13 protein-coding genes and 1 tRNA gene are annotated in these 12,992 nt (G+C 70.6%); 9 read left to right on the top strand and 5 right to left on the bottom strand.

Annotation, left to right across the window (positions count from 1 at the left end):
• Positions 1 to 127 precede the first annotated feature (127 nt).
• Positions 128 to 520, bottom strand: a complete 393-nt coding sequence (locus GTH22_RS08325) for a DUF5071 domain-containing protein (protein WP_252944682.1) — start codon at positions 518 to 520, stop codon at positions 128 to 130.
• 151 nt (positions 521 to 671) lie between these two features.
• On the opposite strand from GTH22_RS08325, the gene GTH22_RS08320 reads away from it, so the two are divergent.
• From GTH22_RS08320 to GTH22_RS08305, 4 genes are all read left to right on the top strand, one after another.
• The gene (locus tag GTH22_RS08320) at positions 672 to 1,040 is read left to right on the top strand and encodes a response regulator transcription factor (RefSeq protein ID WP_252944680.1); all 369 of its coding nucleotides are present in this window, start codon (positions 672 to 674) and stop codon (positions 1,038 to 1,040) included.
• Positions 1,037 to 1,408: a hypothetical protein gene (locus tag GTH22_RS22090; protein ID WP_256471565.1), complete on the top strand. Its 372-nt coding sequence runs from the start codon at positions 1,037 to 1,039 to the stop codon at positions 1,406 to 1,408. The genes GTH22_RS08320 and GTH22_RS22090 overlap by 4 nt, the downstream gene beginning before the upstream one ends.
• Entirely contained in the window at positions 1,398 to 4,103 is a 2,706-nt protein-coding gene (locus GTH22_RS08310) for an ATP-binding protein (RefSeq protein WP_252944678.1), read from the top strand. Before GTH22_RS22090 ends, GTH22_RS08310 begins: the two co-directional genes overlap by 11 nt.
• Positions 4,104 to 4,201: 98 nt before the next feature.
• Complete coding sequence (locus GTH22_RS08305) at positions 4,202 to 5,443, top strand: FliM/FliN family flagellar motor switch protein (protein ID WP_252944676.1); 1,242 nt, start codon at positions 4,202 to 4,204, stop codon at positions 5,441 to 5,443.
• Positions 5,444 to 5,467: 24 nt separating this feature from the next.
• Here the strand turns inward: GTH22_RS08305 and GTH22_RS08300 are convergent, their stop codons facing one another.
• A complete protein-coding gene (locus tag GTH22_RS08300) occupies positions 5,468 to 5,893 on the bottom strand; it encodes a TIGR01244 family sulfur transferase (RefSeq protein ID WP_252944675.1) in 426 nt (141 codons plus the stop codon).
• A gap of 135 nt (positions 5,894 to 6,028) precedes the next feature.
• Between GTH22_RS08300 and GTH22_RS08295 the strand changes: the two genes are divergently transcribed.
• Both GTH22_RS08295 and GTH22_RS08290 read left to right on the top strand, forming a co-directional pair.
• Entirely contained in the window at positions 6,029 to 6,346 is a 318-nt protein-coding gene (locus tag GTH22_RS08295; RefSeq protein ID WP_252944673.1) for a TraR/DksA C4-type zinc finger protein, read from the top strand.
• 94 nt (positions 6,347 to 6,440) lie between these two features.
• Positions 6,441 to 8,309 carry an enoyl-CoA hydratase-related protein gene (locus GTH22_RS08290; RefSeq protein WP_252944671.1) on the top strand — a complete coding sequence of 623 codons (1,869 nt, stop codon included), beginning with the start codon at positions 6,441 to 6,443 and terminating at the stop codon, positions 8,307 to 8,309.
• Positions 8,310 to 8,327: 18 nt separating this feature from the next.
• Here GTH22_RS08290 and GTH22_RS08285 read toward each other — a convergent pair whose 3' ends face one another.
• Positions 8,328 to 8,570 carry a hypothetical protein gene (locus tag GTH22_RS08285; RefSeq protein WP_252944669.1) on the bottom strand — a complete coding sequence of 81 codons (243 nt, stop codon included), beginning with the start codon at positions 8,568 to 8,570 and terminating at the stop codon, positions 8,328 to 8,330.
• A gap of 102 nt (positions 8,571 to 8,672) precedes the next feature.
• On the opposite strand from GTH22_RS08285, the gene GTH22_RS08280 reads away from it, so the two are divergent.
• The gene (locus GTH22_RS08280) at positions 8,673 to 8,939 is read left to right on the top strand and encodes a DUF2312 domain-containing protein (RefSeq protein WP_252944667.1); all 267 of its coding nucleotides are present in this window, start codon (positions 8,673 to 8,675) and stop codon (positions 8,937 to 8,939) included.
• A 72-nt stretch (positions 8,940 to 9,011) separates the two neighbouring features.
• On the opposite strand, the gene GTH22_RS08275 is transcribed toward GTH22_RS08280, so the two are convergent.
• Positions 9,012 to 10,076 carry a Hint domain-containing protein gene (locus GTH22_RS08275; protein ID WP_252944665.1) on the bottom strand — a complete coding sequence of 355 codons (1,065 nt, stop codon included), beginning with the start codon at positions 10,074 to 10,076 and terminating at the stop codon, positions 9,012 to 9,014.
• A gap of 108 nt (positions 10,077 to 10,184) precedes the next feature.
• Positions 10,185 to 11,063 carry a hypothetical protein gene (locus tag GTH22_RS08270; protein WP_252944663.1) on the bottom strand — a complete coding sequence of 293 codons (879 nt, stop codon included), beginning with the start codon at positions 11,061 to 11,063 and terminating at the stop codon, positions 10,185 to 10,187.
• 132 nt (positions 11,064 to 11,195) lie between these two features.
• Here GTH22_RS08270 and GTH22_RS08265 point away from each other — a divergent pair, with 132 nt between their 5' ends.
• Entirely contained in the window at positions 11,196 to 12,857 is a 1,662-nt protein-coding gene (locus tag GTH22_RS08265) for an iron ABC transporter permease (protein WP_252944661.1), read from the top strand.
• A 44-nt stretch (positions 12,858 to 12,901) separates the two neighbouring features.
• Positions 12,902 to 12,977 (top strand) — tRNA-Thr (locus GTH22_RS08260).
• Positions 12,978 to 12,992 lie beyond the last annotated feature (15 nt).

Genomic DNA, 12,992 nt, shown 5'->3' with positions numbered 1-12,992 from the left:
CTGTGGCGGGGGAGGGCGCGGTGGCGCTGGGCTCAGGCCGGGAAGGCCCGGGCGTGTCTGTGGGCCATGGTTTGGCGCGGTTGCGGGCGGCGGGATCGCCGCGCTGGGGGGCGGAGTTTCAGCAGCATCAGGGGCGGGCGGCGGTGTCGAGCGCCTGCCGGGCGACGAGGTGGACCTCTTCGGCGCGATCGCCGGGGGCGGGTGAGTCGGCCAGTTGGGTGAGGCGGCTATGGAGCGGGGCACGCACCTCGGGGGAGAGGGCGGGAACCACCAGGTCGATGATCCAGTATTTCCAGACGGAATCTTCACCTGCAAACACGGTTTCGAGGTGGGGCAGGAGGGGCTCGCCGGTGCTGGCGAGCAGGGCGGCGACCGGTCGGGCCACGGGCCAGTTGGCATCCTGCACCCATTCGAGCAGCGCGGGCAGGAGCGGGACAAGCTCCTGCGCGGGGAGGGCCGCGGCGCGCCGGACGGCGGGGAGATCGTGCTTGTCGGCGGGGATGCAGGGGTGCGGGGCCATGGGGAGCAGGTGGGCATGCGGGGCACGGGGTGCAAGGGGGCGGGTCCGCGGCGCTGGGCGCGCCGTCGTTTTGACAGGCTCGGTGCAAGGGTGTCATATGGCGCCCACAGCTGCGGAGAGGGGCAGCGGGGGGCAAAGGGAGGGGCTTCGGTTGAGCAAGCGGGTGCTTCTGGTGGAAGACGAGCCGAACATCATCGAGGCGATCCGGTTCATCCTGAGCCGGGACGGCTGGCGGGTGGACACGCATTCGGACGGGGCCACGGCGCTGGAGGCGGTGGCGCGGGCGCGCCCCGACGTGATGGTGCTGGACGTGATGCTGCCGGGCAAATCGGGCTTCGACATTCTGCGCGAGCTGCGGGCCGACGAGGCCACCGCCGCCCTGCCGGTGCTGATGCTCACCGCCAAGGGGCAGGGCAAGGACCGGGAGCTGGCCATGCAGTTTGGGGCCAACCGATTCATGACAAAGCCTTTTTCCAACGATGAGGTGCTCGACTGCCTGCGCGAGCTGGCGGGCGGATGAGCGCGGGGGAGCGCGGCCCCGACGCGGGGAAACCCGGGAGCGCGGGCGCGCCGCCGGTGCAGGGGCGGCGGCTGATCGACATTGCCGACACGGTGGACGCGGAGGATATTCCGCTGTTCCTCGCCCGCCAGACCTATCGCCGCCGCCGCCTGATGGATGCCGCCCGGCTGCTGCCCGCCGTGGGGCTCGGGCTGGTGCTGTTTCCGCTCCTGTGGATCGGGCAGGGCGAGGGGCCGCAGACGCGGGCGGGCGTGATCTACCTCTTTGCGGTCTGGGCGCTGCTGACGGCGGTGGCCGCGCTGGTGGCCGCAAGGCTCTCGGCGCCGCTTCCGCCGGGCACCGGCGACGAGAGGGACGATGTCGTTTAACCTGCTCGTCGCGGTCTCGCTGCTTTATGTCGGCTTTCTCTTCCTCGTCGCCTTTCTGGCCGAACGGCGGGCCGAAAGGGGGATGCCGCGCTGGCTGCGTTCGCCGATGGTCTACACGCTCTCGCTCAGTGTCTATTGCACCGCCTGGACCTTCTACGGCGCGGTGGGCTACGCCGCCCGCTCGGGGCTGGAGTACCTGACGATCTACCTCGGCCCGACGCTGGTGCTCACCGGCTGGTGGCTGGTGCTGCGCAAGCTGGTGCGGGTGGGGCGGACCCAGCGGATCACCTCGATTGCCGACCTCATCTCGAACCGCTACGGCAAGTCGAACGCGCTGGGCGTGCTGGTGACGCTGCTCGCGGTGATCGGCACCACGCCCTATATTGCGTTGCAACTTCAGTCGGTTACGCTCTCGCTCGATGTCTTTGCCCAGGCCTCCGGCTCGGGCCAGCCGGAGCTTTCGGCGCGCAATGCGCTCTGGGTTGCGGGCGGGCTGGCGCTGTTCACCATCCTGTTCGGCACCCGCAACCTCGATGCCAACGAGCGCCACCACGGGGTTGTCACCGCCATCGCGGTGGAGGCGGTCGTGAAGTTGGTCGCGCTGCTGGCGGTGGGGATCTTCGTGGTCTGGGGCCTTGCGGGAGGCGTGGGCGACATGCTGGCGCGGATCGACGCCTCGCCCATGGCCGAATGGCCGCTGGTGCCGAGCCGCTGGGCCGGGCTGATCTTTTTGAGTGCGGCCGCGATTCTGTGCCTGCCGCGGATGTTCCAGGTGCTGGTGGTCGAAAACTCGGACGAGGCGCATCTGGCCACCGCCTCCTGGGCCTTTCCGCTTTACCTGATGCTGATGTCGCTCTTCGTGGTGCCGATCGCGGTGATGGGCATCGACCGCCTGCCGCCCGGCTCCAACCCCGACCTCTTCGTGCTCACCCTGCCGCTGGCCGAGGGGAGGGGCGGGCTGGCGGTGCTGGCCTTTCTGGGCGGGTTGTCGAGCGCGACGAGCATGGTGATCGTCGCTGCCATCGCGCTGTCCACCATGGTGTCCAACCACATCGTCATGCCGCTCTGGCTGCGCCGCCAGCAGGTGGGCGCGGCGACGGTGGCGGGCGATGTGCGCGCCGTGGTGCTGACGGCGCGGCGGATCAGCATCGGCGGGGTGCTGCTGCTGGGATACTTCTATTACCGGCTCTCGGGCGGCTCGGAGGCGCTGGCCGCCATCGGCCTGATTTCCTTTGCCGGGGTGGCGCAGGTGCTGCCGGCGCTGCTGGGCGGACTGTTCTGGCGCGGGGCCACGCGGCGGGGCGCGATGGCGGGGCTGGTCATCGGCTTTGCGCTCTGGGCCTGGACGCTGTTCCTGCCGAGCTTCGGCACCGGCGGCCCGATCGGCGCGGCGGTTCTGGCCGAGGGCCCCTTCGGGCTTGGCTGGCTGCGGCCGCGGGCGCTGTTCGGGATCGAGGGGATGGACCCGCTGGTGCATTCGCTGTTCTGGTCGGTGGGGCTGAACACGCTGGCGTTTCTGGGCGTGTCGCTCACCAGCTTTCCGGGCCCGCTGGAGCGGTTGCAGAGCGCGCAGGTGGTCAATGTCTTTGCCCATACGGTGGGCGCGCGGGGCTGGGCGCGGGGGAGCGCGGAGGCCGAGGATCTGCTGATGATGTCGCAGCGGATCCTGGGGGCAACCGAGGCGCAGGCGGTGTTTCGGCGGGAGGCGGAAGATCAGGGGCGGGCCGGGCAACTGCCTGAGATCACGCCCGATTTTCTGGGCCGAATCGAGAAGGAGCTGGCCGGGTCGGTGGGCGCGGCAACGGCCCATGCCATGGTGGGGCAGCTCGCGGGCGGCTCCTCGGTGCTGGTGGAAGACCTGATGCGGGTGGCCGACGAGGCGCAGCAGATCCTGGAATACTCATCGCAGCTGGAGCAGAAGTCCGACGAGCTGACCCACACCGCCCGCCAGCTGCGCGAGGCCAACGAGAAGCTGACCCAGCTCTCGATCCAGAAGGACGCCTTCCTGAGCCAGATCAGCCACGAGCTGCGCACCCCGATGACCTCGATTCGCGCCTTCAGCGAACTGCTGAAGGGGGGCGATCTGGGCGAGGAGGAGCAGGTGCGCTTTGCCGGGATCATCCACGAGGAGGCGCGGCGGCTGACCCGGCTGCTGAACGATCTGCTCGATCTCGGCGTCATCGAGAACGCGCAGGTGAGCCTGAACCTCGCCCCGGCGCGGCTCGGCTCGCTGATCGACCGGGCGGTGGCCTCGGCGGCGCCCGACGGCGGGGGGATGCGGATCTTTCGCCAGCCCGAGAGCGAGGCCCGCCAGATCGTGACCGATGGCGACCGGCTGGTGCAGGTCTTCATCAACCTCATCGCCAACGCCGGAAAATATTGCGACGCGCCCGCCCCGGAGCTGCGCATCGAGGTGGCGGAGACGCCGGGGGAGAACGGCGACTGGCTGACGGTGGACTTCATCGACAACGGCAGCGGGATCGAGGAGCGCAGCCGCGAGATCATCTTCGAGAAATTCGCAAGGCTGACAGACACTTCGGCGGCGGGGGGCGCGGGGCTGGGGCTGGCGATCTGCCGCGAGATCATGGCGCGGCTGGGCGGCACGGTCGAATACCTGCCGGGGCGGGGCGGCGCGGCCTTCCGGGCGCGACTGCCGGTGGCCGGGCAGGCGGGAAGCGCGGGCCGCGCGGCCTGAGGGCGGCGCGCGGCGGGCGCGCGACAAAGGCAAGCCGGGGTTAACCAATTTCAAACCTCGGCGTGGCACAAACGGCTCGAACCCGCCCCCTGTGGGATATGCCCGATGGAGCCATGACCGACACCTCACGAGACTTCGTGCTGCGCCGGAAGCTTGACGCTGCCGCGCCCGACCCGGCCCTCGCCGTGGCCGGGCTTCCTGCGGTTGAGAAGGCGCTCGGGCTGGTGATGGCGCGGGTGTCGGACAAGCTGCTGCACCTCGTGGTTGCCGCGGAGGGCAGCGGGCAGGCGACGCGCTCGCTGGCCGAACTGCTGGACGAGCTGCCCGAAAACGGACTTTACGCCCTGCTCGAAGGCCCCGAGGAAGCGCAGGGGGTGATGGTGCTCGACAATGCGCTGATGGGCGCGCTGATCGAGCAGCAGACGGCGGGCAAGCTCGCCACCGGCACCCCGACCGCGCGCAAACCCACCCGCACCGATGCCGCCCTCTGCGCCGACTGGATCGACGGGGTGCTGGGTGCGGTGGAGGAGATCTTTGCCGAGGCGGCGGAGGCGAGCTGGCTCTCGGGCTTCGGGTTTTCGTGCCACCTGGCGGATGCCCGCCCGCTGGGGCTTATGCTGGAGGACGAGCCCTACAGGGTGCTGGAATTTGCGCTCGACCTCGGATCGGGCGCGCGCAAGGGCACGGGCAAGCTGATCCTGCCGGCGCTGGGGCGCGCGCCGGAAGGGCGGCCGGCGGCCAGCGGCGAGGCGGGGGCGGCGCCGAGCCTTGACGAGAAGGTGGCCTGGGAGCGGCGGCTGGAATCGCAGGTGATGGATGCGGAGGTGACGCTGCTGGCGGTGCTGCACCGCTGCGACCGGAGCATCGGCGAGGTGCTGGGATTCGCCCCCGGCGACCTGCTGGCGCTGCCCGAGGGCGTGGTTGGCAAGCTGCGGCTGGAAACGGCGGATGGTACGGCGATCTCGCGGGGTCGGCTTGGCCAGAGCGCGGGCGTGCGGGCGGTGCGGCTGACGGACGGGCAGGAGGAGGCCGAGCCCATGCCCGAGGTCGACCCGATGGGTGCGGCCATGATGTCGGTGGGCGATGAGGCGGGCGGGCTGCCCGACCTGCCTGCGATGCCGGAGTCCGAAGAGCTGCCAGAATTGCCCGACCTGCCGGAGCTGGACGGGCTGAGCAGCGGGATGGAGGGGCTTCCCGACCTGGACGGGCTCGGCGGCAACGCCTCGGACGACGACGAGCTGCCCGAGCTGCCGGAGTTGCCCGGCGGCGGAGGCGTGGGCGAAGACGGGCTGCCCGCGCTGCCGGATCTGCCCGACCTGGAGGGGCTGACCGGCACGTGAGGCCGCGCCGGGGCGCGCGGCGGATCAGCCCTCGTGCAGCGCCTCGAGACGGGGCGCAAGCGCGGCGAGGTCATAGCCGGCGCGCGCGGCGGTGGCGATCAGCTCGTCGGGCGGGGTGCTGGCGGCGGCGCCCAGCATCCAGAGCACGGTGCAGCGAGTGCCGGACTGGCAATAGGCCAGCACCGGGCCGGGCGAGGACTCGATGGCCTCGCGCTGGCTGGCCACCACCTCGGGCGTCATCGAGGAATGCACCACCGGGTTGACCACGAAAACCAACCCCGCCGCCTCGACCGCCGCGCCGATGTCGGCCGCCTGCAAGCCAGGGGGCACCTCGCCGTCGGGGCGGTTGCAGATGACGGTGGCAAACCCGGCCTCGGCCAGCGCCTGCACCTCCTCGGGCGAAATCTGCGGCGACACCGAGAGCTTGGGGGTGAGCTGGCGAGGGGGCATGGGCTGTCCTTTTTGCGCGGTTTGTTTCTGGCCGAGGGAACCAACCGGCCTGACCGATTGATATACCTCAAGGTGCCCTGCCTGCCAGCCGATTAGGGTGAGACAGGGCACAAGGAGAAGAAGGACATCCTGAAAATGAGCGAGATCGACACCAGAAAAGCGGCGCTGGAGACGCGCCTGGGCGAGCTGAGCGCGCGGTTGCACGACATCCAGGGCGAGCTGGTGAGCCACAACAGCGCCGACTGGGAAGAGCTGGCCACCGAGCGCGAAACCGACGAGGTGCTGGAGGGCCGCGGGGTGCAGGGGCAGGCGGAAATCGCGGCGATCCGCGCCGCGCTGGCCCGGATCGAGGCCGGGGACTACGGCTTTTGCACCCAATGCGGCGGCGAGATCTCGCAGCAGCGGCTCGACCTGTTGCCCCAGACCCCCTTTTGCAAGAGCTGCGCGACCTGAGCGCGCGCCCAACTGCTTGTCATTCCACCCCGGCACGGGTTTGATGCGGCAGGCCGCAGGGCAGGCGGCCGGGTGAAAAAAGAGGGGTGGGGCAATGGCATCTCCGGTCAAGCTCAACGTGTTGGACGGGGTGGCGCGCATCGTGATCGACGCGCCGCCGGTCAACGCGCAGTCGATCGCCGTGCGCCGCGGCCTGTGGGAAGCGGTGCGCATGGCCGAGGCCGACCCCAAAGTGGTGGCGCTGGCGATTCTGGGCGCGGGGCGCAACTTTTCGGCCGGAGCGGAGATTTCGGAATTCGAGGGGCCGGGGCAGGAGCCGTGGTTCGGCACGGTCTACAACCGGATCGAGGCCTGCACCAAGCCGGTGGTCGCGGGCATTGCGGGCGCGGCGCTGGGCGGCGGGCTGGAGCTGGCGCTGGCCTGCCACTTCCGGCTGGCCGCGCCGGGTGCGCGGCTGGGGCTGCCGGAAGTGACGCTGGGGCTGGTGCCCGGTGCGGGCGGCACCCAGCGCACCCCGCGCCTGATCGGCGCGGAGGCGGCGCTGCGGGTGATGCTGACCGGCCAGCCGATGAGCGCGAAATCGGCCGAGAAGCTGGGGCTGGTGGATGGCGTGGTGGAGGGCGATCTGGCCGAGACCACGCTGGCGCTGGCCCGCGAGCTGGGGCAGGGCGGCAGCGGGGGCGCACCGCGCCGAAGCCGCGATGCGCGCGCCGGACTGGAAGATCCGCAGGTGTTCGAGGCCGCGATCGCGCGCGCCCGCGCCGAGCTGAAGGCCGACCCGGCCCGCGCCCGGCTGGAGGCGCCGCATCGGGTGATCGACTGCATCGAGGGCGCGCTGCTGCTGCCCTTCGACACCGGGCTGGCCTATGAGCTGGACGCCTTCGAGGAGCTGCGCGAGAGCCGCCAGTCGGCGGCGCTGCGCCATGTGTTCTTTGCCGAACGCAGCGCCGCGCGGCCTGCGCGGCTGGGCGCCAACCGCCCCGAGGCGCCGGGCCGGATCGGGGTGGTGGGCGGCGGTGCGCCGGGCGCGGCGCTTGCGGCGGCGGCGGCCGGGGCCGGGCTGGATGTGCGGCTGATGGAGCAGGACGAGGCCCACCTCGAGGCGGCGCGGGCGCGGGTGGAGGCGCTGCTGGCGGGCGAGGGGCGGACCCCCGAAGCGGTTGGCGCGGCGATGGCGCGGATCGCGGGCACCGGCGACGAGGGGCTGGAGGGCTGCGACCTCGTGGTCGAGACCCTACCCGACGAAAGTGGGCTGAAGGGCGACCTGCTGGCGCGGCTCTCGGAGCTTTTGGGCGCGGGGCCGGTGTTGGCGACGCTGGCGCGCAGCCCCGACCTGTCGGAGCTGGCGCGGCCGCTGGAGCATCCGGCGCGCTTCATCGGGCTGCGCTTTTTCGGCCCGGTGCATCGCGCGGGGCTGCTGGAAGTGGGCGGCACGGAGGGGGCCGGTGCCGAGGCGCTGGGCTGCGGATTGGGGCTGGCGAAGGCGCTCGGGATGCAGGGCGTGCTGGCCGAACCGCCGGTGGCCGCGCTGGTGTCCGGCGCCGGAAAGGCCGCGGCGGAGGAGCAGGTGGCGCGCGGCGAGGCCAGCCGCGAGGAGATCAACGCGGCCTGGGCCGGGTTTGGCATGGGGCGGGCCTTTGCCGGGGTCGGGCTGGCCGATGTGGCGGGCTGGAAGCGGGCCGCGCTGATCCGCCCGGGCTGCCTTGCGATGGCCAACGCCGGGGCGCTGATGCTGGCGCAGGGCGCGGTGGCAGAGGCCGCGACGCTGGATGTGGCGATGATCGCCTGCGGGGCCTTTCCGCGCGAGGGCGGCGGGCCGATGCATTGGGCCGAGGCGGAGGGGCTGGCGAAGGTGGAGGCGGAGCTTTTGGCGCGGGCCGAGAGCCACGGGGCCGCGCTTTGGGAGCCTGCGCCGCAGTTCGCCGAGCTGGTGAAGAACGGGCAGGGCTGGGGCGACCTCTGAGGGCCGCGGGCGCTCCGCCTAGCCGAGCAGCAAGCCGATGACCACCAGCGCGAGGCCGATGGCCGAGACCCCGAGGGCGGCCATGTTCCATGCGCCCATCTTCTGCATGTGGGCGACCATGGCGTCGTTGTCGAGGCCGGCGTTGCGGGCCTTCATCACCGAGCGGACGCAGGCGAGGATGCCGAGCACCCCGGCCAGCGCGAGCGCGGCGCCGGGCCAGACGAGCAGGGAGAGGTCGAGGGCGGCTGTGGTTTCTTCCATGGGCGGGCAGGTACACCGCGCGGTGGGGCTTTTCAAGCCGCGCCGGCGCGGCTACTCAGGGCGCCAAGTCAAAGAACGAGACCGAGGCAGAAGGAGAGACAGATGAGCGATATGGACGAAGGCGGCGCCCCGAGCACCTACCGCGTGGCGGCTGACGAACTGCGGCAGTTCGTCGAGCGGTTCGAGCGGCTGGAAGCCGAGAAGAAGGACATTGCCGACCAGCAGAAAGAGGTGATGGCCGAGGCGAAGGGCCGGGGCTACGACACCAAGGTGATGCGCAAGGTGATTGCGCTGCGCAAGCGCGAGCCCGATGACATTGCCGAGGAAGAAGCCGTGCTCGACATGTACAAGCAGGCGCTTGGCATGTGAGCGGCCTGCCGATCGGCTGACACGACTGCGCCGCCTCCGGGCGGCGTTTTCATGTCCGCAGGCCGCGGCGGATCAGGCGGCGATGAAGCCCGGCGCCGCGCCGCGGGGCTGGGCGGGCAGCTCGACATCCCACATCAGCGCCGCCAGCATCCGGGCCTCGAAGTAGCGCAGCGCCGGCCGGGCGAGGTGCAGCGACACCTCTCCCCCCATCTCGCGCAGCCCGATGCTGCCCGGCAGGCCGGGGAAGACCGAGGCGATCTCGCGCTGCATGGCGCTGCCGAGGCGGGCGCGGGTTATATCTCCGAAATAGAGGCTTTCGCAGGCCAGCCCCTCGGCCTCGATCACCTCGTGCTGGGGCAGGAGAAAGTGGGCATAGGCGATTTCATGGACATCGACGAGGTCGATCCCCGGCAGGCCGACCAGCGCGCGGGCGGGCGCGAAGACCTCGGGCGCGCCGAAGTGCAGCTCTGCCAGCGGGTCGGCCAGCAGGACGCGGTGCTGCTGTGACAGGGTGAGCGGCGCGGCATTGCCGCAGGCCCCGGCGGCAAAGCGCACCGGCGCAGCATCGGCCCGGCCCGGCACGAGGCTCTGCCCGATCCAGATGACCGGCTGCGGCCCGTGATCGTGGGTGAGCACCTTCTGCCCGGCGCGCAGCCGCTCCACCGGCACGAGGCCGTCGGAGGTGGCAATGCGGGTGCCGAAGCCGAAGCATATATAGCCGTATTCCTGCGTGAGGTTCTGATCGACGGTGTAGAAGGCGGGCTGGGCGAGGGGATCGTAATTGGCCCAGTACCACCCCTCGAGGTCGAAATCGGGGGCCCAGATCACCTGCGCCGGGTCGCCGTTGGCATCGACCCCCTGAAAGGCCACCACGCCGCTGTCGGTTCCGATCAGGTCGGAGCGGATCACCACCGCGTCCTCCAGCGTGGTGGTGCCGTTGCTGGTGGTATAGGTCAGGTCGTACATGTCGCCGACCGAGAACTGGAACGGCGAGCTGTCGCCCGAATTGGCCGTGATCGACAGGTCGGTGACGCTGCTTGGCGGATTGTCGATTGTGGAGCTGCCCGGCGCACTGTTGATATTGGGGCCGGTCGATGTGGCGAACTCGTTGTCTACAGCATGGATGGTGGGCGGCATCCCGGGTCTCCGGTCGTTTCGGACCGAATGTGCCGCCCAGAGCCGAAGACTTGGTTAACGTCTGCTCCGATTTCTCTAAAATCTTAGGCTTTTGCGGCCCGCCCCGGCTCAGGGCTCGATGAAGGTGATGCCCTCGATCATGCGGATGCGCTCGAGATCCTCGATGTAGAGCGCGGTGAGCGCCTCGACGGTGGCCTCGTTCCAGCCCGGCAGGTCCATCTCGACCTCGACCGCTTCGGGGCGGGCGTATTTGTCGAGAAAGGCGGTGACGACGCGCTGGCGCTGCTGCGAGGTCTTGATCGGGTGGGTCGCGAGGTAGCTCTCCATCCGCTGCACCCCTTCATCGGACATGATGGTGGCCAGAAAGTCGTTTTCGCCGGCGATCGGCATGGTGGCGGGCATCGCGGCCATGTCGCGCAGGATGTCGGGCCAGATCAGGGGGGTATCCTCGTTGCACCAGGCCACGAGGCGGGCTTCGGGCAGGGCGGCGCGGATGGCGGCGAGGGTATCGGACCAGCGCAGGTCGGCCGGGGTGACACCGGCAAGGAAGCCAGCGAAATCTTCCTCTTCCCGGCAGCGGGCGAAGAGATCGGGGATGAAGGTGGCCGGGTTGGCGATGGCGATGTGAAACTCTGTGTCCGCCTCGGGAAAGAGGTTGCGGATCCACTGCACCTTTTCGCTCATCTGCGGATAGATCTGGTTGTCGGACAGGGCCGAGCGGGCGGCGCAGATGAACTGCTCGTTGGAAAACACCAGCCGTTCGGCGTGGTCTTCATCCATCACGGCGGCCAGCAGGTCTTCCTGCAGCTCGACGCTGGCGGGCTGACCCTTGAGCGCGTTGGTGGCCTCGCGCAGCACCCGACGGTAGCGGCCCGGCCCGGACACCATGGTGCCGATCCCCGCCAGCTCGCCCTTGTTCTTGAGCAGGCAGCGGAACAGCTTGTCGTCATCGGTGCAATGTGCGCCCAGGTGGTACACGACCTGCATTGGATCGTCCCCTTTTTACTCGTTTTGCCTCTTCGCCCCCAGCGTCGGGGCACATTATGGCGGTTTTGCACATAGATAAACCGCTTTCCACCGGCTGGGGAGGGGGTATTAACGGGGCATGACGGGGCGTTCATGACAGAGGCGAACACGGCAGCAGGCGCGCGGCAGGTCCGGCGGCGCTGGCGGGTCGACGGGTGGTCGGCCGGGGCGGTGGCGATTGCCGCGCTGGTGCTGATGCCGATTGCCGCGGTGGTGGTGATGGCGCTCACCCCGCGCGAGAACATCTGGCCCCATCTCGCCTCGACCGTGCTGCCGCGCTACCTCGAGAACACCGGCATTCTGATGGTCGGCGTGGCCGCGCTTTCGGCGGCGATGGGGGCGGGGGCGGCCTGGACGGTGGTGATGTATCGCTTTCCGGGGCGGCGCTGGCTGGAGTGGGCGCTGTTTCTGCCGCTGGCCGTGCCGGCCTATGTGGGCGCCTATGCGCTGGTGGACTTTCTGGAATATGCCGGCCCGGTGCAGACTGCGCTGCGCGAGCTGTTCGGCTGGAGTTCGGCGCGGGACTACTGGTTTCCGCAGATCCGCTCGCGCGGGGCGGCGGTGCTGGTGCTGTCGGCCTCGCTCTACCCCTATGTCTACCTCCTGGCGCGCGCCGCCTTCCGCGAGCAGCCCGGCGGCGCCTACGAGGTGGCGCGGGCGCTGGGGGCGGGGCCGGTGGCGCGGTTCTGGCGGGTCGGCCTGCCGCTGGCGCGGCCCGCCATCGCGGCGGCCACGGCGATCGTGATGATGGAGACGGTGAGCGACTTCGGCACGGTGGAGTTCTTCGCGGTGCAGACGCTGACCACGGGCATCTTCTCGGCCTGGCTGGAGGCGGGCAATGCGGGCGGCGCGGCGCAGCTGGCCTGCGTGATCCTCGTGCTGGTGCTGGTGCTGGTGGTGCTGGAGCGGGCCTCGCGCCGGAGGGCCAAGGTGCACCAGGGCGCGCGGGGCGTGCGCCCGGTGAGCCCCGAGGCGCTGGGCCCGGTGCGCCGCTGGCTGGCCTTCGGCCTCTGCATGGTGCCGTTTTCGCTGGGCTTCCTGCTGCCGGTGGGCGTGATGGCGCACCACGGGCTGGGCCCCAAGGCCGACTGGCTGGACCCCCGGCTGCTGGAGTCGCTGGGCAACACGCTGGTGGTGGGCGGCGTGGCCGCGGTGCTGACAGTGGGGGCGGGACTGTTCATGGTCTATGGCGTGCGCCTGTCGGGCCACGCGCTGCCACGCGCCCTGCTGCCGGTGACGACGCTGGGTTATGCCGCCCCCGGTGCGGTGCTGGGCGTGGGCGTGCTGCTGCCGCTCGCCGCCCTCGACCACCGGGTGGCCGACGGGGTGCTGGCGCTGACGGGCTGGGACCCGGGGCTGGTGCTGACCGGATCCTCGGCGGCGCTGGTCTTTGCCTACATGGTGCGCTTCTTCGCGATCGGGCAGGGGGCCGCGGATGCCGCCTTCGGACGGATCTCGCCCAACATTCCACTGGCCGCGCGCTCGCTCGGGCGCACCCGGCGCGGCGTGCTGGGGGCGGTCTACCTGCCGCTGATGCGGGCCTCGGTGGGCACCGCGCTGCTGCTGGTCTTCGTCGATTGCGTGAAGGAACTGCCGGCCACGCTGCTGCTGCGCCCGTTCAACTATTCGACCCTCGCGGTGCGGGTCTACGAGGAGGCCTCGCTGGAGCATCTCCCCCAGGCCGCCCCCGCCGCGCTGATGATCTGCGCCACCGGCCTCGCCGCCGTGGCGCTGCTGGCGCGGGCAAACCGCTAGGGGCTTGCACGAGTCGAAACGCCACGCTACGAGACGCCCCGAGTGCCCCTATAGCTCAGCTGGTAGAGCAACTGATTTGTAATCAGTGGGTCGGGAGTTCGAGTCTCTCTGGGGGCACCATGAAATCAATAGCTT

Origin of the sequence: Oceanicola sp. 502str15 (assembly GCF_024105635.1) — a bacterium.
Taxonomy (GTDB): Bacteria; Pseudomonadota; Alphaproteobacteria; order Rhodobacterales; family Rhodobacteraceae; genus Vannielia.
Note: the sequence above shows the minus strand (reverse complement) of the source record. Positions and strands in the feature narration are given on the sequence as shown.